The sequence below is a fragment of the Sutcliffiella horikoshii genome, from assembly GCF_019931755.1.
GTDB classification, from domain to species: Bacteria; Bacillota; Bacilli; order Bacillales; family Bacillaceae_I; genus Sutcliffiella_A; species Sutcliffiella_A horikoshii_E.
In genome coordinates this window covers 3,538,031-3,556,459 of record NZ_CP082918.1, presented here as the reverse complement: position 1 = coordinate 3,556,459, position 18,429 = coordinate 3,538,031, and the positions used below count along the sequence as shown (strand labels likewise).

Here is an 18,429-nt window from a genome sequence, read left to right as displayed (position 1 = left end):
AAAGAGTCTAAGTAGGGGGAGAAAGAGAATGGAAAATCGACCGCAATGGGGGACAAGAGCAGGATTTATTTTAGCAGCGGTTGGATCGGCCATCGGGTTAGGAAACATATGGCGTTTTCCAGCAACTGCTTATGAAAATGGAGGAGGAGCATTCTTTGTACCATATTTATTCGCTCTTCTGACAGCAGGTATTCCACTATTGATCCTTGAATTCACTATGGGTCATAAGTACCGCGGATCTGCACCACTTTCTTATGCAAGAATGAACAAAAAGTATGAATGGCTTGGCTGGTGGCAAGTTGGTATTGCATTCGTAATTTCTACTTATTATGCCGTCATCATCGCTTGGGCCATGTCTTACTCCGTGTTCTCCCTGAATCTGAAGTGGGGAGACGACACAGGCGGATTCCTGATTGGAGAATACCTTCAGGTAGCTGCACCAGGTGAGATTGGGGGACTTGTTCCTTCTGTTCTTCTGCCATTAGTAATCGTTTGGGCAGTAACACTTGGAGTACTATTTAAAGGCGTTAAGAAGGGTGTAGAGGTAGCAAATAAGATTTTCATCCCTGCACTTGTTGTATTGTTCTTAATTATCGTTGTTCGCGCTCTTACACTAGAAGGGGCTGGAACAGGACTAAACGCTTTCTTCAAACCTGATTGGAGCACTATTGCTGACGGTAAGGTTTGGGTTGCGGCATATGGACAGATTTTCTTCAGTTTATCCATTGCATTTGCCATCATGATTACGTATTCCAGTTATCTACCGAAAAAATCTGATATTACCAATAACGCATTTATTACCGGTTTCAGTAACTCCGGATTTGAATTATTAGCAGGTATCGGTGTATTCAGTATCCTAGGATTTATGGCAGTTCAACAAGGTGTTGGCGTAGATGAAGTGGTAGCGGGCGGTGTCGGATTAGCGTTCGTTGTATTCCCGCAAATCATTAATGAATTCCCGGCCTTTAAAGAACTGTTTGGGTTCTTGTTCTTTGGATCACTAGTATTGGCTGGACTATCTTCATTAATCTCTATTGTAGAGACATTTGTTGCAGGGGTGCAGGATAAATTCAAAGTATCCCGTACAAAAGCAGTTGCCTTCGGTGGTGGTTTATCGGCTTTGATTTCTATCTTATTTGCTACAAAAGGCGGTTTGAACTTCCTTGATGTGGCTGATTACTTCATCAACCAATTCGGTGTGGCGCTTGCAGGTCTTGTGCAAGTAATCGTGGTTGTCTGGTTCGCAAGACAATTGAAACCATTACAGAGTCATGCCAATGCGATTTCAGATGTTAAATTAACTGGTTTCTTAGGCTCATGGTGGAAGTTATCCTTGGGAGTAATCACTCCGATTGTACTTGGATATATGATGTTTGACTTGATCCGTACAAATATTGCGGAAGTTTACGGAGCGGCTGACGGATATACTCGTATCTTCACAATTCAGTATGGTGTAGTTGTCGCGGTGCTTGCATTGCTTGTAGGTTTTGCCTTCTCCCTTATTAAATGGAAAAAAGACACGTTGGAACTTCCGGTTTCCTCGTCTAAGGAGGTCAATAAATAATGGAAACAAGCGCGATTATCATGATGGTTGTCGGAATTGTCATCATTTGGGGTGGCCTTGCTGGTAGTATCCTGTGGGCTATGAAGAAGAGTAAGGAAGCATAAAAATTAAAAGCTGTTGATCGAATGTAAACTCGGTCAGCAGCTTTTTTTAGCATAAGAAAGCATATAGTCCGGTTGATTTCCGTTCCAGGCGCTTCGCTTGCCTGCGGGCGGTCCGTGAGCCTCCTCGGCTTGCGCCTCCGGGGTCTCACCTGTCCCTTCCTTCCGCGGGCGTCTGCGCGCCTTCCACTCCAATCAACAAGGTGACTTCATTCAACTAAGCGATTATGAAGAGGCACCTAACCGGGTTAACTGATAAAGCATTACCTTTTCGTCTTCGTAATTTCTAGCTGTGGATTGGAGCAAATGGCGAAGACTCCTGCGGGGGGGTAACGGTTGATTGAGACCCCGCAACGAAGTGAGGAGGCTCAAACATCGTCCCGCGGAAAGCGAAGCCATTTGCGGAAAGGAACAGCTGCGTTTAACCACTTACTATGTTTTTTTCGTAAAAATCTTAACGCTTTCTTCTATCCCCACGTTCCCAGGATTTTAGGTGTGGGAACGGGTCAAAGGACCATTCGGAGTAGCCGTTGTCTTTGTACATGCCATAGTGGAGATGCGGAGGGAACTTCCCTGCTGTTCCAGGTGGTCCATACCCAGAGCTTCCCACAGAACCGATAATTTGCCCCGGCTCTACGACTTGTCCTACTTCAAGGTCCTTGGCAAAGCCATTTAAATGAGCAAAATAATGATAGGTATTATTAATATCACGGATTCCAAGTCGCCACCCGCCGAACTTGTTCCAGCCTTTAATTTCAATCACTCCATAACAAGTGGAACGGACGGGGACACCATAGCTTGCAAAAATATCTGTACCTTCATGCATTCTTCGACCACCCCAGCCCCGTGCATCTCCCCACGTATTGCGGTAACTGAAATTGGAGCGGATTGGGAGAGGGAAAGCATGTGAATCAAGCTTGAGCGTTTTATACGTACTGTATAGCTTCATATGGTTCATGATAAGCCCGACCGTTTTATCCCGCTGATAATATTCCCATAAAGCAATTTTGACGTTTTCTTTGTCAGTACCATAAGACTGCAAATAATTCGCAAATGTAAACAATACATCTTCATCATTTGTGGAATCAGCGACTCCATCTCCATTCCCATCCATCCCCATTCCGCCAAAAAACTGAATGCTCATAGGGTTGCTGTCTTGTGAATTGGGATTTAAAGGACCTGCCCATACCTCAGGTTTGTAGTAAATGCCGATAACTCCTTTGGCTTTTGGAATATCTCGTCTTACTCTGCGGACATTTCTTTCATATTGATCAACAGCTGCAAAATAGTACCATGGTATCTGGGTGACAGATTGCATTCGATTATATAGTTCCTGCCTTTTAGCATATATTTGTTCGTCTGTTAAGTTTGTTTCGGCAGCAAAAGCATCTGCAGGAATCATGCTAAAAAGAATAATTACGCAAAAAAGTAGCCGTATCAAGTCCTCACTCCTTCCTTTTCTTTCTTTTCCTACTGTTAGTTTGGTAAGTTTTCCTCATTTCATAAATACTAATTCATGGAAGATTGTTAGGAGTATGTCCGTGGAAGGTTTTGGACTTGTTTCTTTACCAGATGTTTGATAAAGTGACAGGTGTGAATATGTCATTTTCCCTATGAGATAAGTTAGAATAGTGAAAATATACAGATAAAATATTGATGAAGTCATCTTGAAAATAAGACAAGTTGGAGTTGATCATATGGCTAAAAAAGAGGAGTACATACGTAAACCAGATTGGCTGAAAATCAAGCTGAATACGAATGAAAATTATACAGGACTTAAGAAACTGATGAGAGAGCACAACCTTAACACAGTATGTGAAGAGGCAAAGTGTCCGAACATTCACGAATGCTGGGCAGTAAGACGTACAGCTACTTTCATGATTCTTGGTGCCATCTGTACGCGCGCATGCCGTTTCTGTGCGGTCAAGACAGGTTTGCCAACAGAACTTGATACACAAGAACCGGAACGCGTAGCAGAGTCCGTTAGACTGATGAACTTAAAGCATGCTGTTATCACAGCGGTTGCCCGTGATGATTTAAAAGATGGCGGTGCTGCCATTTTTGCTGAAACGATTAGAGCGGTTCGCCGTGAAAACCCTTTTACGACTATTGAAGTGTTACCATCTGATATGGGTGGGGTTTATGAAAACATTGAAATGTTAATGGCGGCGAGACCTGATATTCTAAACCATAACATTGAAACAGTTCGTTCTTTAACACCTCGAGTTCGTGCGAGAGCAACCTATGACCGTTCTCTAGAACTATTGCGTCGTGCAAAAGAATTACAACCTGACATCCCGACAAAATCAAGCATCATGATTGGACTTGGAGAAACGAAAGAAGAGATTATTGAAACAATGGATGATCTTCGTGCCAACAATGTGGACATTATGGCGATCGGTCAATATCTGCAGCCTTCTAAGAAACACATTAAGGTGCAGAAGTATTATCACCCGGATGAGTTTGCAGAGTTGAAGGAAATTGCGATGACAAAAGGGTTCAGTCATTGTGAAGCTGGTCCGCTTGTTCGTTCTTCTTATCATGCCGATGAGCAGGTAAACGAAGCATCTAAAGCAAGACAAGCACAGGCATAATTAGTCAGCATTTTAAGATAATGACAATTCTGTAGCTGTTGATTGGAGCAAAAGGCGTAGACTCCTGCGGGGGAGAAGCGACAATGTTGAGACCCCTGAAGCGTTGTGAGGAGGCTCAAGGTCGCCCCGCGGAAAGCGAAGTCTTTTTGCGGAAATTAACAGCGGTGTTTAATCAGAGCCTATATTTAAAAAAGGTACAGCCTCACATTTACGTGGCTGTACCTTTTTTGTTAATCGTTTTTCATTTGTTTACGGAACTCGCTTTTGTCTGTTTCTTCGTTCATTTCACCGTCTGCTTCGCCGTTGCCGTTTTCGCCAGTGTTCAGCTGTTTGCCTTGGGGTGATTTGAGCATTTCTTTTATAGTGGTTTCTAATATTTCATCCACTCTAGGACTTGTCACACCAAGGGAACGAAAGCGTTCGATATCATGGATCATTTCTGGATTATCAGAAATGTAAACATGGTAGTAACGCGGAACGATGGACAATCCCGTTTTACTTACCTGGTCGGCTGTAAGCTCGCGGTCTTCACTGTTTGTTTCATATGCAATAAGTACTTCTTCATCCGTCACCAATGTAGCGGAATCTTCTATTGCAGGTAATTGAACCACCATTTTATTGATGATATTGGCAATCTCACCATAATCCACAGCAGCTATATTTTCGTTGTAGCGCTGGGAATTTCTCACAGGTTCTGCTTGGTCGCGAACGTACCCGAAATGAGTTTGGTCATGTTTATTGCTGTCCCTTACATCATACATATCGTAACGGTGTCCTGTATTTGTATTCATTGGCTGCCCGTCACGCCCGTATATAGCGCTTCTGGCTTGTCGTTCTTCTGGCGTAGGGTCAAAAGAACAGGCTGAAGTGATAGCAGTAACTAAGCTACATGCTGCAAGAATTTTTATTGTTTTCCTCAATGGAAACACCTCCTTACACATAGGATTGCCCGTTGAGAAAAATTTTGACTTAGAAATTAGTGGAGAATGGTCTATAATGTAAATAAGAGCAGAAATGGAGGAGCGGAAAATGATTTGTATAGGAAACCATTGCTACGAACTGTTGGAAGAGAATCGAAACGGCTTCAACGAAGAAACCTTTCGCGCAAGATATATTGATGTTCTAAACAAATACGACTACATTGTTGGTGACTGGGGTTATAACCAGTTGCGTTTACGGGGATTTTTTGAAGACCAAAACCATAAATCCACCCACGACACGAAGATAAGCACCTTGCCAGACTACATACTGGAATACTGTAATTTCGGCTGTGCTTACTTTGTATTGAAGAAAGTAAAAAAGGCTGCTGCTGAGGCGAAGTGATTCATTGCCTAAAAAGACCCCATCAACGATGATGGGGTTTTAATAATTAGTCTTTTGGATTCCCGTATGGAGGCTCTTCGTTCATATTCTTGTCATCATGGGTCGGATGGGCACCAGGATGCTGTCTTGGGATGTCCTGATGAAGGTTTTTATTTTCATAATTAAAGGCACTATAATAACGCTGACCTTCACGCCATGGACTACTTTTGTTTTCCACAGGAGTGTCTTTGCCACGTGGAGAGCCGTAAGGACCTTCGGGTAATGTTTCAGGTATCAAATAATTCTGCTGTGTTTCCACGTTGGAGAAGTCAGTATAATGCTCTTCCTCTTTATCCTTTTCGTCAATAAACATGAAAAAATCCCCTTTGTCATAGAGTAAGGTTAGTTTTACCGAGACAAAAGAGGATTATTATGAATTTCAAGTGTTTATACTACCTCATACAAAAATGAACGCAACTCTGCTGCATCTTCTTCAGATAATTGGTATGCATGTTCAAGATAGCCTGGCTCGTCCAGATCATCACTTCCGATGATGGCAAAACGGTTGCCTTGTATATCAAGGACAAGACTTTTTCCATAATAGCGATCAGATTTGACTATTGCCAAATCAAAGCGGCTGTTTTCCCCCATAAAGCTAACAAAACGGGTTTTGGTATCGACTGAATCATCATATAAAAAGAATTTTTCTCCCATATTGAAACCTCCTTCTTGCATCTTTTTCTAGTATAACAAATACAACCTCATTCTTGTTATTGGATATTTTCCATTATATCTACGCCGTGCAAGAAATGGGACAATTTTCTTAATTTTTATGATAAAATAAAAGAAATACAACTTGCTGATTTTTGTCTAGAGAGAAGGGAGCCACTTCATGGGGCGAAGCTGGAATCGCATAAAGAGATACTATAAGAAGAATGGCTCACATCTAGTAAAAATAATGCTTCCGTCCAAATATCTGCGTTATTATCCGCCGATTTATATTTTGAGGAACCCGATTGAACAAAGAGTGACACATACCTTGAAAAAGGGCTTTCAGGTAGCGGTGATTTCCTTTTATTTTCCTGATTTGGAGAATATCATTTCAAAAATAGGCAGGCGTAAATATTTATCGTGTCGAGAAGTAATTAAGGCGCAGCTTAGAAAAGTCATAGGACAAACATTCACAGAAGATGAAATTGTATGTTTACACGAACAATATAGTGATGGGATTTCCTTGTTGCTGAAGGTGGATGCAAGGTTTCACAGTACAACAGAACTTGAGGACAAGCTTGCTAAGGTGAAGACTGTAATAGAATGCCGAAAGTATAAACAACTGGGTAATCAGCATTTGTGCGTGCAGTCTGGTTATGTTTTCTTGGAGTCAAGGGATTATACGCTATCCGAATGCATGCTTAAAGCACATGTACAGGCAATGGCCATGGCTGAAAAACAGGATAAATTACAGTACCAGCAATTAAAATTTCAAATAAATCAAATCATAGCTTTTAAAGATATCACCCTTTTAGCTCAACCGATTATGGATGTGTCTAAAGGCGGGATCAAGGCATGGGAATTGCTGACTCGCGGTCCTAAAGGATCATTGATGGAAAATCCACTGCAGTTATTTTCCATTGCCAAGCAGACCAACCGGTTATTTATGCTGGAATTACTCATATTGGAAAAGGCATTTCAACTTATTTATCAATGCAAAATGAAGGAAGCAATTTTTATCAATTTTACGCCTACGACTTTAAACGAGGTAGAGTTGATTGAGAAGATGCTGACCATGTTGAAAAAGTATCCGGAGATTATTCCGCAGAATATCGCCATTGAGGTGACAGAGCAGGATTCTATCGATGGATTGAAGAATTTTGAGCGTAACATTGTCGCGCTCAAGGAACTTGGCTTTCAAATTGCCGTCGATGATACGGGTGCCGGTTATGCGAGTTTTCATACCATCAATAGAATTATGCCTGATATAATAAAAATTGATCGTTCAGTTATTCAAGATATTGATAAAAATATGGTCAAAGAGAAGATGCTGCAGGGACTTTTGTTAATAGCAAATGAGACAGGTTCGCTTGTTGTTGCAGAGGGAATTGAGCGTCCAGAAGAGGTCCAGATTCTTTCCAAACATAAGGTGGATATGGCGCAAGGTTATTTTTACGCCAGGCCAAAAGTGCTGCAACCGATAACTTAACTACAGCTAAGATGACAAACAAAGGAGAATATAGAATGTACTTTGTGGATCGTGAAAAAATTGAGCAGACATTACTTTATATAGAAGAAAATATTACCTTATATCAACAACATTCTACATGGAATACTGCCGTTGAAAAGAAGGCCCTTGAGCGTGTTGCAGTAGCAATCATAGAAGGTATATTGGATGTAGGAAATGCCATGATTGACGGTTTTATCATGCGGGATCCTGGCAGCTATGAGGACATCATTGACATTTTAGAAGATGAAAAAGTAGTGACAGATGATATGGCGAAACAGTTAAAGAGGCTTGTTCGCCTTCGTAAAACACTAGTACAAGAATACCTTCTTATTCGTCACGAAGAGGTGGAAGCATGTCTAGCGGAAGTACAGGAAACAGTTGTTGGATTCTGTAGTGCTGTCCGCACTTATTTGGAAAATGAATTAGGACCTGTTTCGGCTTTTAGAAATTAATTTAGAGTTGAGAACGCTTTCTTTTATGAGGGCGTTCTTTCTTGCTTTTATCGGGCTAGTAAATTGTGCTAACATGAACAGGTTAAAAGAAACCTAAACTAATGAAATGAACATAGTGGAGTGTGAAGATAGATGAAAAAATACCAAGGATATTTAATTGACCTTGATGGAACAATGTATCGCGGAAAAGAAAAGATTGAAGAGGCAAGTCATTTTGTAAAAGCACTTTATGATAAAAAGATACCGTATCTTTTTGTAACAAATAATTCCTCAAGAACTCCCCAGCAGGTTGCACAGAAATTAAGGGACTTTGGGATACCGACATTAGATGAACAAGTTTTTACAACTAGTAATGCTACGGCCAATTATATTTATGATTACAAGCCTGAGGCAAAAATCTATGTGATTGGCGAGGAAGGAATCAGAACGGCGTTATTGGAAAAAGGATTTGAATTGGTTGAAGAAGGAGCAGATGTTGTAGTAAGTGGAATTGACCGTTCGATTAGTTACGAAAAGCTGGCACTTGGTGCGATTAATATCCGTAATGGTGCGCGTTTTATTTCCACTAACGGGGACATTGCAATTCCAACTGAACGAGGTCTGCTTCCTGGTAACGGCTCATTAACTTCGGTATTGACGGTTTCAACGGAAACTCTGCCAACTTTCATCGGCAAACCAGAAAAGGTCATCATGGAACAGGCCCTGAAAGTATTGGGTGTACCTCGTGAAGAAACGCTGATGGTGGGCGATAATTACCATACAGATATTAAGGCTGGAATGAATGCGGGGATGGACACGCTGCTTGTGCATACAGGTGTGACGACAAAGGCGCATTTAGAAACGTATGAGGAGCAGCCGACATATACGGTGGATTCGTTGGAAGAGTGGATAGAAAGAATTTAAGGGACTTCTATTTGAAGGACGTACGTGAAGAAACCAGGCAGCCGAGATTTGATAGGAGCTGCCTGGTTTTTTTAATGGTCATTCGGTATTCGCTGCTCTATGTGCCAAACGGCTTGAAGCTGCGGCAGCGATGGCTCCGACGATATCATCTAGGAAGGTATGAACTTTCCCGGAGCTTTTGTCATTTAGGTGTTCTAGTATGCCTGGTTTCAATTTGTCGATATAGCCGTAATTCGTGAAGCCGATGGAGCCATAAACGTTAACAATGGATAATGCCAAAACCTCATCCACTCCATACAATCCTTCATCATCACGCAATATTCTTAAAAGAGGCTCTTGTATTTTGCCTTGTTCAGCCAATATGTCCAGCTCAATCGCAGTCAAAACGGTATTCTGCACTTCACGCTTAGAAAGAACACGGTCCACATTTTCCAGACATTCTGATCGCTCAAGGGCAGGATGGTACTTGGACTGCAAGAAATACACCAACTCCGCAATATCATCCATCGTCACCCCGCGCTCCTCCAACAACGCCCGCGCCTTCTTCTCCACATCATCCATACTCTCAAAATTCTTCATACAGCTCACCCATCTTTTATAATATAGTCGAGGGGTTTTTGCTCCCTCTTTAGTACTTTAGAGCGGTGAGGGTCAGACCCCTCTTTAGATCTTTAACACTTTAGAGCAGTGAGGGTCAGACCCCTTTCTCTTTCATTTTTTGTTTCTTTATCTACCCTTTATGCCCTTATTTGGTGGAATTAATAGCTTTTGGTCATAAAGTTTAGGAAGATAGCTATTGTTAACAAGTTTTCTCTGTTTTCTTCATATAGTTGGTACTAGGGAGAAGGAGGGAACAGAGTTGAAGCAGATAATTTATGATCAATATGAGTTAAGGGTGGAAAGGAAGCAAAGGGTACGACAGTTTGATGCTTTTTGGTCTAATCGCGTACTTTATATCATGGTACCTGTTGCTCACTTGGAAGCGGAAGAAATTGATGAGCTTCAAAAGATAAGTGACTATATGATACGCACGCATAAAGATATATATGTTAGTTCTTTTGTGAAAAATAAGAATGATACTTATACCACAGAGATAGATGGCCGTCAGATGGCTCTTTTTCGGATGCCTTATGATTATAGTTCCAGACAATTAGTCGTTGGAAAAGAACTTGCAGCCTTCCATACGCATGCTAGAAGCTATCCTGCAAAAGTGACAGCCATTAATCGAATTGGCCAATGGAAAAGCTTATGGGTGAAAAGGGTCGACCAAATGGAGAGCTTTTTCAGGGAAAAGGTAAGAAGCAGCCCAGTTGATGTTTTTGATACCCAGTTTGTCGAATCTTTTCCTTACTATCTAGGTTTAGCCGAAAATGCCATTCAGTATCTAGTGGATACAGAGCTTGATGATAGTCCTATGATGAATGATGCGGCCACCCTATGCCACCACCGCTTCACAGATCTTACCTGGCAGCAAGCGCAATGGATGAAGCTTCCGACAGATTGGATTTTTGATCATGCAAGCAGAGACCTTTCTGAATGGATACGGGTGGAATGTCGCAAAGGAAAAGACATGAACCCTGCGAAGATCCAAACATTTTTACAAGACTATGAACGGGTATCGCCGCTTTCAAGCTTTTCCTGGCGACTCTTGTATGCCAGGCTGACTTTTCCAATTCACTATTTTGAATGTGTAGAGGACTATTATACGAGCGGGCCTGTTGCAGATAAAAAATGGCATGAGGACCGGATGAAAGCAATACTGCAATCCTCTACGTACTATGAACAAGTTCTTGGGAATTTTTATGATCTTGCAGGAGTACCTGCAAAAAACTATGGTATTCCGGTATTAGACTGGGTGAAAAAATAAGCGCTTGCCCTATATTTGTATGTTTCGGAAAAGCTATGAGTGATAAAATAACAGATAGCTTTAGTAACTATTCCAGACAACAAGATATAGGGAGAGAGACAGATGACAAGGCCGTATGTGTTTATTACGAGAAAGCTAAACGAAGAACTATTCGCCCCACTTATGGAAATTGCGGATGTGAAGATGTGGGACAGTGACAGCGAGCCCGTTCCAAGGGAGATGCTGATGAAAGAAGCTCAAAAAGCAACAGCCCTTTTGACGATGCTCTCGGATAAAGTGGATGAAGAACTGTTAAAGAGCGCTCCGAACCTAAAGGTAGTGGCAAACCTTGCAGTTGGATATGACAATATTGACGTGAAGGTAGCTTCAGAAAGAGGTGTGACGGTTTGCAACACACCAGATGTGTTGACCGAAACCACTGCAGATCTCACTTTTGCGCTGATGCTTGCAACAGCAAGAAGAATTACAGAAGCTCAAGAATTTGTAAAAGAGGGGCGCTGGCAAAGCTGGAGTCCCTTCCTGCTTGCAGGAGTCGATGTGCATCATAAGTCAATCGGCATTGTCGGCATGGGGAAAATAGGACAAGCCGTTGCTAGGCGTGCAAGGGGTTTTGGAATGGAGATTCTCTACCATAATAGAAATCGTCATCTAGAAGCTGAACAAGAGCTAGGCGCGGCGTACCGCAACTTTGAACAGTTGTTGGAGGAATCGGATTTTGTTGTCTGCTTAACTCCCTTAACGGACGCAACAAGGCATCTGTTCGATTATGACGCATTCAAACGCATGAAGAAATCTGCATTCTTCATTAATGTAGGTAGAGGGCAGGTGGTGGATGAGGAGGCGCTCATCGCTGCATTAAATCACAATGAAATCGCCGGAGCAGGGTTGGACGTCTTCTATGAAGAGCCAATTGCATCTGACCATCCTTTGCATCATTTTCCACAGGTTGTAGCAATCCCTCACATTGGAAGCGCAAGTGTAGAAACAAGGACAACGATGATAAAGCTATGCCGAGATAATATAGTCGCAGTGCTGCAAGGAAACAAAGCAAAGACAATAGTTTAATGAGGACCGGATTCTTTTCTCTCCAAAGAAGTGTGGAGAAGAGATCCGGCCTTTTATTTTTTCTTATTACTCCCCCAACATGTTAAGCGCTTACACTGGAAAAAGTGTGAAAATACCCCCTTGTCAAGCACGTCAAACCACACTATAATGTCCATTATATAAAAACAAATGTGCATACAGAGAAGACAAAAGCGGGGAGTGGAGTAGTGTGAAGGTGATTTCGGTTGGTTTGTTGGGGTTGGGTACGGTTGGTTGTGGTGTGGTGAAGATTGTGGAGGGACATCAGGATAAGTTGATGCATCAGGTGGGTTGTCCGGTTCGGGTGAAGAAGGCGCTTGTGAAGGATTTGAATAAGGAGCGGCTGGTGGATTTGAATCCTGAGTTATTGACTCTTCATGCAGAGGAGGTGCTTGATGACCCGGAGATTGACGTGGTCATTGAGGTAATGGGGGGCGTCGAAGAGACTCGTCATCACATTTTAAGGGCACTTCATAATAAGAAACATGTTGTTACTGCAAATAAAGATTTGATGGCCGTATATGGATCAGAGCTGTTAGCGGCAGCTGCACAGAACAATTGTGACCTGTTTTATGAGGCAAGTGTGGCAGGCGGCATTCCAATCCTAAGAGGTTTGGTCGATGGCCTTGCCTCAGACAGAATCACGAAAATGATGGGAATCGTGAACGGAACGACCAATTTCATCCTTACAAAAATGAACAATGAGGGTTCCTCCTATGAAGAAGTGCTGAAAGAAGCCCAGGCACTTGGATTTGCCGAAGCCGATCCAACTGCAGACGTGGAAGGAATCGATGCGGCAAGAAAAATGGCCATCCTTTCCACGCTAGGGTTTTCCATGAATATCGAACTAAAAGATGTCCAGGTGAAAGGAATCAGTTCCGTTTCGGAAGAGGACCTGAACTATAGCAAAAAACTTGGTTATACAATGAAACTGATCGGCATTGCCCATCGTGAAAAAGAAAAGGTCGAAGTCAGCGTTCAGCCGACACTTCTACCGCAAGCTCACCCATTGGCAAGTGTACAGAACGAATATAATGCGGTGTATGTATACGGCGAAGCGGTAGGAGAAACGATGTTTTACGGACCAGGCGCAGGCAGCTTGCCTACAGCAACAGCGGTTGTGTCCGACCTTGTGGGAGTGATGAAAAACATGCGCCTTGGCGTGAACGGCAAAAGTATGGTCTCCCCTCAGTTCCAAAAAACACTCAAAGAAAAAGAAGAAATCCAGGCAAAGCATTTCCTCCGTGTACATGTACAGGATGAAGTAGGAGTACTTTCTCACATTACGAATCTATTTTCGCAAAAAGGAGTCAGCTTCGAAAAAATCTTGCAGCTGCCATTAAAGGAAGAAGCGTTGGCAGAAGTGGTGGTAGTTACGCACCACGCGTCATTAGAGCGCTATGACAATCTCCTTCAAGAGCTGGCAGACATGCAATACGTGAAAGAAATCAAAAGCAGTTATCGGGTGGAGGGGGAAGTCGCTGTATGATTTGGAGAGGACTAGTCAAAGAATATAGCAGATACTTACCAGTTAGTGAGCAAACACCAAACGTCTCCCTTCAGGAAGGGCATACACCTCTTCTTTTCCTCGAGAACCTTTCTGAACAATTGGGAGTGGAGCTACATGTAAAAGTGGAAGGTGCCAACCCAACCGGATCCTTCAAGGACAGAGGAATGGCTCTGGCAGTTGCAAAGGCGAAGGAAGAAGGAAGTACAACAGTTGTCTGTGCCTCTACAGGCAACACATCAGCTTCTGCGGCGGCATATGCGGCAAGAGCAGGGATGAAGTGCATTGTCGTTATTCCGGACGGTAAAATCGCTCAAGGAAAGCTTGCTCAGGCTGTCATGTATGGGGCCGAAATCTATTCCTTGGACGGCAATTTTGATGAAGCTTTGCAGATAGTGCGGAAATTATCGGAGGAGCTTCCTATCACACTTGTAAACTCGCTTAACCCATACAGAATTGAAGGACAAAAGACGGCAGCATTTGAAGTGTGCGACCAGCTTGGAAAAGCACCAGATGTCCTCGCTCTGCCTGTCGGAAATGCAGGGAACATCACAGCATATTGGCGGGGATTTCAAGAATACCATCTAGCCCTTGGCACGGGATTACCTGAAATGCGTGGTTTTGAAGCGGAGGGAGCCGCTGCCATCGTACAAAACCGGGTCATTCCTAACCCGGAAACGATTGCGACAGCCATTCGGATCGGAAACCCTGCAAGTTGGGAGCAAGCGGTCCGCGCGGCAAGTGAGTCAAAAGGGAAAATTGATTTGGTCACTGATGATGAAATGCTGTATGCATACAAACTACTTGCTCAAACAGAAGGGGTGTTTGCAGAGCCGGCATCCAGCGCTTCTGTTGCCGGGATTATCAAGCAGCTGAAATCCGGCGAATTGGCAAAAGGTAAACAGGTGGTGGCAGTCCTAACAGGGAATGGATTGAAAGATCCAGTGACAGCCACTACTTATGCAAATGTAAACGTACAAAAGATCCCAAATGACTATTCACAGCTCTTAAAATCTTTTGAAGGAGTAACAGTATGAATGGGTACAGAGATGGATTTGTTATAAAAGTACCAGGCAGCTCTGCCAATCTTGGACCGGGATTTGACTCCATCGGGATGGCGGTGAACAAATATGTTACCCTTTTTGTCAATCATGCAGACGAGTGGAAGTTTTCAAGTGTCCCGCCTCTTTCCATCAAAAAAGAGGAAAATATCCTCTACACCGTCTGTCAGGAATTGCAGAAGCTATGGAACGTGGAAGCTCCTCCTGCGCACGTATTGACCATGAGTGATATTCCGCTCGCGAGGGGCCTTGGCAGCAGTGCAGCAGCCATTGTCGGAGCCATTGAAATAATGAATGTACTATGTGAGAAAAATCTTAGCCCTGATGAAAAACTGCAACTCGCAGCAAAATTCGAAGGACATGCGGATAACGTCGCAGCCTCTCTCTATGGCGGGCTTGTCGTCTCTACCTATCAGAATAATAAATGGGAGTATGTAAAGCTGCCGGTGGAGGAGTTGGAGATGGTGGCAGTCATCCCAGAATTTGAAACCAAAACGAAGGAATCAAGAGGATTATTGCCAGACAGACTTTCATTTGGTGAGGCTGTGACAGGCAGCAGCCATGCCAACGTGATGCTCGGGGCATTTATGTTGAAAAAGTGGGATCTTGTCGGAAAAATGATGGAAAGTGATATTTTCCATGAGCCATACCGCCAAAAACTGTTTCCAAACTTCAGGGAACTAAAAGAGAGTGCAGGGAAGGCGGGAGCGTTTGGTGTGACAATCAGCGGTGCAGGCCCGACTGTCATCTGCTTTTGTGAAAAAGGAAAAGGGAGAAATGTCGTCAGCACGCTCTCTTCGGAGTTTCCGCAACATAAAGTCGAGCTTTTACAAGTAAGTAAAGCAGGCAGCGAGGTGCATTCCAATCATTTATGTAAAGTGTCATCCATATAAAAAACCGGCAAGCTGACTGGAAATGTCCGCTTGCCGGTTTTATTTTTCAAAAGAATATTAGAATACTTGCTCTACTTCGATGATGCCTGGTACTTCTTCAAGTAATGCACGCTCAATACCAGCCTTCAACGTGATAGTGGAACTTGGGCAAGAACCGCATGCACCTAATAGACGCAACTTTACGATGCCGTCTTCCACATCTACTAATTCACAGTCCCCTCCGTCACGAAGAAGAAATGGACGTAATTTATCTAGTACTTCCTGAACTTGCGCATTGATTTCCGGGTTAGACATAGTTATCGCTCCTTTCCTTACATAATTCTATTATAAAGAAAACTGTTCAAAAAATCTATTGCTCTGCACTGGGTCTTTTTAGGAAATGAAGATTTATTTCATGAAAAAGTAAGCGTTTTACGTTAAAATGAAGAAAATGCTGTGAATGTAGGGGGATGTCGGCTTATGAAGAAAATGGTTGAAATTTGTGTATATGGTGCAGAAGTGTTATGCCCTAGCTGTGTTAACCTTCCATCGTCAAAAGAAACATACGAATGGTTAGAGGCAGCGGTAGCAAGAAAATATCCAAATCAGGAATTCGCCATCTCATATATAGATATTTTTAAAACGGAAGAGTGTGACGGGGAGAAGAGAGATTTTGCCGCAAGGGTTGTGGAGGAAGATATGTTTTACCCGGTAGTGGTAATCGAAGGGGAGATTGTAGGAGAAGGCAATCCGAAATTGAAAACTATCTATTCTGCCATGGAGAAGTACGGATACGCGGCATCATAAAAAAATCCCCAAGAGTCTAAGCGACTTTTGGGGATAACTTTTATCCATTATGATATTTATACATCCAAAGAATACCGGATTTCAATAATCGTGCCACACGGCCAGTTAACGGCCTTTCATTTACCAATCCAAACCCATGCTTCTTGCCAAGTGAGCCCAATACTCCTTTTAGCTTAATCGCTGGGAATTCTTCTGGCGGGGTTTCACCGTTCCATCGTTTCAATAACACTTGGACAATCTGTTCAGCTTGTCCTTCTGCCAATTGTGCACTTGGTGCGTGAGGGAGGCTTGCGCAATCTCCAACCACATAAATATTTTCATGCCCAGGTATGTTGTGCTGCTTTGTCAGGACCACGCGGCCTTGTCCATCTTTTTCTACATCTAACTCACGAACTACTTTGTTTGGCTGAATTCCAGCAGTCCAAACGATTACATCACAATGTACCGGTTCGTCATGATTATAAAGGGTATTTTCCTCTACACGAGTGATGTTAGAGCCGTTCACCACTTCCACTCCATGTGTTTCAAACCAGTTTTGTACATATTTACTAAGTCTTTCAGGGAAGCTAGAAAGAATAATATTACCGCGGTCAAATAGTTTAATAGTTAAGTCCGGACGACTTTCACGAAGTTCACTGGCAATCTCAACCCCACTTAATCCACCACCGACAATAGCAACCACCTTATTAGCCGGTAAGTCGTTTAAAGCTTGGTAAGCCTTTCTGGACTTATTAATAGTCTGAATGCTGTACGTGTATTCCTCTGCACCAGGAATATCATGGTATTTGTCCTCACAGCCAAGGCCGATAATCAAATCATCAAAGGAAAGCGTACTCTGATCTTCAAAGTGCACCACTTTGCCGTCCATATCCACTTTGGAAACTTCTCCATATTTTACAGAAAGTCGTTCGTGCTCTGGAAAAGTGACACGCACATGATGGTCTGAAATCGTTCCCGCAGCCAACGCATAGAATTCCGTTTTCAAACTATGGTATGGAGCTCTGTCTACCAATACAATTTCAGTGTCAGATGGTAATTGATTAGGAAGAAGTCGGTGTAAAATACGCATTCCGCCGTAGCCTGCGCCAAGCACAACAAGTTTTTTCATAGCAGCTAAACCCCTTTTTAAGCTAATAGAATCAAAAGTATAATAAATGAAGACCTTTTACAGGTAATTGTAATAATATGGATAAAACTAGTATTCAAGGAAAACTTTTATGTGAAAGAAAACACATATTATACGACAATTGCGCTTTCATTTTGAAAATGTATAACACGTTTAAATAAAATAACATTAAAAGTATATCGAAATTATGACAAAATAACAACATTCTTTCGGAAAAATGTTGAGGGTCGTCGAATAATCAGCATGGTTATATCAACGCTTTACAGGGAAACTTGATAATTGACGTTTTAAGGAAAAAAAGGTAGCATGGAAGGGCAATAGAGGGGTGAAATAAGTGAAGCCAATCATCGAATTTTGTATTAGCAATTTAGCCAGTGGTTCGCAAAAGGCGAGAGAAGTGTTGGAAAAGGATCCAAATCTGGATATTGTAGAGTACGGCTGCCTAGGTTATTGCGGCAAATGCTTTGACACACTTTTCGCCCTCGTCAACGGAGATGTAGTGGCAGGAGAGTCTCCGGAACAACTGGTAGACAACATATATATTTATTTGGAAGAAAACCCGATGTTTTAACCCAAAAAGAGCATGGAACCCACACAGGGAACCATGCTCTTTTTATTTTAAAAGATTAGAAATCATCTATTACGGTTGATTTCCGTTCCAGGCGCTTCCCTTGCCTGCGGGCGGTCCGTGAGCCTCCTCGGCTTGCGCCTGTGGGGTCTCACCTGTCCCTTCCTCCCGCGGGCGTCTTCGCGCCTTCCACTCCAATCAACAAGGTGACTACATATATCGAAGGTTTTAAGAAAAGCAATCTAACTGTGATAATTGAATAAGCATTAACGTATTGTTTATGTTATTTTTAGCTGTGAATTGGAGCAAATGGCAAAGACTCCAGCGGGGGAGTAACGGTTGGTTGAGACCCCGCAACGAAGTGAGGAGGCTCAAGCACCGTCCCTCGGAAAGCAAGCCAT

General features: G+C 42.7%; 21 protein-coding genes. 14 read left to right on the top strand and 7 right to left on the bottom strand.

The window, feature by feature from the left end; translation table 11 throughout:
- Positions 1-28 precede the first annotated feature (28 nt).
- Positions 29-1,564, top strand: coding sequence for a sodium-dependent transporter (locus tag K7887_RS18285; RefSeq protein WP_223491053.1), 1,536 nt, complete (start codon positions 29-31; stop codon positions 1,562-1,564).
- Positions 1,564-1,668 carry a methionine/alanine import family NSS transporter small subunit gene (locus K7887_RS18280; protein WP_010196622.1) on the top strand — a complete coding sequence of 35 codons (105 nt, stop codon included), beginning with the start codon at positions 1,564-1,566 and terminating at the stop codon, positions 1,666-1,668. The genes K7887_RS18285 and K7887_RS18280 overlap by 1 nt, the downstream gene beginning before the upstream one ends.
- Positions 1,669-2,119: 451 nt before the next feature.
- On the opposite strand, the gene K7887_RS18275 is transcribed toward K7887_RS18280, so the two are convergent.
- Positions 2,120-3,067 (bottom strand): M23 family metallopeptidase, encoded by a 948-nt coding sequence (locus tag K7887_RS18275; protein ID WP_223493698.1) that lies wholly within the window; start codon positions 3,065-3,067, stop codon positions 2,120-2,122.
- Between the two features lie 295 nt (positions 3,068-3,362).
- On the opposite strand from K7887_RS18275, the gene lipA reads away from it, so the two are divergent.
- Positions 3,363-4,259, top strand: coding sequence for a lipoyl synthase (lipA, locus tag K7887_RS18270; RefSeq protein ID WP_060665476.1), 897 nt, complete (start codon positions 3,363-3,365; stop codon positions 4,257-4,259).
- 230 nt (positions 4,260-4,489) lie between these two features.
- Here lipA and K7887_RS18265 read toward each other — a convergent pair whose 3' ends face one another.
- Positions 4,490-5,179, bottom strand: coding sequence for a YhcN/YlaJ family sporulation lipoprotein (locus tag K7887_RS18265; RefSeq protein WP_223491052.1), 690 nt, complete (start codon positions 5,177-5,179; stop codon positions 4,490-4,492).
- Between the two features lie 109 nt (positions 5,180-5,288).
- Here K7887_RS18265 and K7887_RS18260 point away from each other — a divergent pair, with 109 nt between their 5' ends.
- A complete protein-coding gene (locus K7887_RS18260) occupies positions 5,289-5,582 on the top strand; it encodes a YutD family protein (RefSeq protein WP_223491051.1) in 294 nt (97 codons plus the stop codon).
- 46 nt (positions 5,583-5,628) lie between these two features.
- On the opposite strand, the gene K7887_RS18255 is transcribed toward K7887_RS18260, so the two are convergent.
- Entirely contained in the window at positions 5,629-5,934 is a 306-nt protein-coding gene (locus tag K7887_RS18255; RefSeq protein WP_223491050.1) for a cytosolic protein, read from the bottom strand.
- Between the two features lie 74 nt (positions 5,935-6,008).
- A complete protein-coding gene (locus K7887_RS18250) occupies positions 6,009-6,275 on the bottom strand; it encodes a DUF3055 domain-containing protein (RefSeq protein WP_223491049.1) in 267 nt (88 codons plus the stop codon).
- A 178-nt stretch (positions 6,276-6,453) separates the two neighbouring features.
- Between K7887_RS18250 and K7887_RS18245 the strand changes: the two genes are divergently transcribed.
- The 3 genes from K7887_RS18245 to K7887_RS18235 all read left to right on the top strand — a co-directional run bounded on the left by K7887_RS18245 (position 6,454) and on the right by K7887_RS18235 (position 9,137).
- The gene (locus tag K7887_RS18245; RefSeq protein WP_223491048.1) at positions 6,454-7,761 is read left to right on the top strand and encodes an EAL domain-containing protein; all 1,308 of its coding nucleotides are present in this window, start codon (positions 6,454-6,456) and stop codon (positions 7,759-7,761) included.
- Positions 7,762-7,796: 35 nt separating this feature from the next.
- A complete protein-coding gene (locus K7887_RS18240) occupies positions 7,797-8,234 on the top strand; it encodes a DUF86 domain-containing protein (protein ID WP_223491047.1) in 438 nt (145 codons plus the stop codon).
- Between the two features lie 132 nt (positions 8,235-8,366).
- Positions 8,367-9,137 (top strand): TIGR01457 family HAD-type hydrolase, encoded by a 771-nt coding sequence (locus K7887_RS18235; RefSeq protein ID WP_223491045.1) that lies wholly within the window; start codon positions 8,367-8,369, stop codon positions 9,135-9,137.
- Positions 9,138-9,215: 78 nt separating this feature from the next.
- Here the strand turns inward: K7887_RS18235 and K7887_RS18230 are convergent, their stop codons facing one another.
- Positions 9,216-9,698, bottom strand: coding sequence for a phosphatidylglycerophosphatase A family protein (locus K7887_RS18230; protein WP_034774906.1), 483 nt, complete (start codon positions 9,696-9,698; stop codon positions 9,216-9,218).
- Between the two features lie 298 nt (positions 9,699-9,996).
- Between K7887_RS18230 and yutH the strand changes: the two genes are divergently transcribed.
- From yutH to thrB, 5 genes are all read left to right on the top strand, one after another.
- Positions 9,997-11,004 carry a spore coat putative kinase YutH gene (gene yutH, locus K7887_RS18225; RefSeq protein ID WP_223491044.1) on the top strand — a complete coding sequence of 336 codons (1,008 nt, stop codon included), beginning with the start codon at positions 9,997-9,999 and terminating at the stop codon, positions 11,002-11,004.
- A 102-nt stretch (positions 11,005-11,106) separates the two neighbouring features.
- Positions 11,107-12,069: a 2-hydroxyacid dehydrogenase gene (locus K7887_RS18220; RefSeq protein WP_223491043.1), complete on the top strand. Its 963-nt coding sequence runs from the start codon at positions 11,107-11,109 to the stop codon at positions 12,067-12,069.
- 208 nt (positions 12,070-12,277) lie between these two features.
- Positions 12,278-13,576: a homoserine dehydrogenase gene (locus tag K7887_RS18215; RefSeq protein ID WP_223491042.1), complete on the top strand. Its 1,299-nt coding sequence runs from the start codon at positions 12,278-12,280 to the stop codon at positions 13,574-13,576.
- The gene (gene thrC, locus K7887_RS18210; protein WP_223493697.1) at positions 13,576-14,631 is read left to right on the top strand and encodes a threonine synthase; all 1,056 of its coding nucleotides are present in this window, start codon (positions 13,576-13,578) and stop codon (positions 14,629-14,631) included. Before K7887_RS18215 ends, thrC begins: the two co-directional genes overlap by 1 nt.
- Positions 14,628-15,548 (top strand): homoserine kinase, encoded by a 921-nt coding sequence (thrB, locus tag K7887_RS18205; protein ID WP_223491041.1) that lies wholly within the window; start codon positions 14,628-14,630, stop codon positions 15,546-15,548. Before thrC ends, thrB begins: the two co-directional genes overlap by 4 nt.
- Before the next feature lie 57 nt (positions 15,549-15,605).
- Here the strand turns inward: thrB and K7887_RS18200 are convergent, their stop codons facing one another.
- A complete protein-coding gene (locus K7887_RS18200; RefSeq protein ID WP_010196573.1) occupies positions 15,606-15,842 on the bottom strand; it encodes a NifU family protein in 237 nt (78 codons plus the stop codon).
- Between the two features lie 165 nt (positions 15,843-16,007).
- On the opposite strand from K7887_RS18200, the gene K7887_RS18195 reads away from it, so the two are divergent.
- On the top strand, positions 16,008-16,334 hold the full coding sequence (locus K7887_RS18195) for a YuzD family protein (RefSeq protein WP_223491040.1): 327 nt from the start codon (positions 16,008-16,010) through the stop codon (positions 16,332-16,334).
- Between the two features lie 40 nt (positions 16,335-16,374).
- Here the strand turns inward: K7887_RS18195 and K7887_RS18190 are convergent, their stop codons facing one another.
- Positions 16,375-17,442: an NAD(P)/FAD-dependent oxidoreductase gene (locus tag K7887_RS18190; RefSeq protein ID WP_223491039.1), complete on the bottom strand. Its 1,068-nt coding sequence runs from the start codon at positions 17,440-17,442 to the stop codon at positions 16,375-16,377.
- 352 nt (positions 17,443-17,794) lie between these two features.
- Between K7887_RS18190 and K7887_RS18185 the strand changes: the two genes are divergently transcribed.
- Complete coding sequence (locus K7887_RS18185) at positions 17,795-18,031, top strand: YuzB family protein (RefSeq protein WP_010196565.1); 237 nt, start codon at positions 17,795-17,797, stop codon at positions 18,029-18,031.
- The last annotated feature ends 398 nt before the right edge of the window (positions 18,032-18,429 follow it).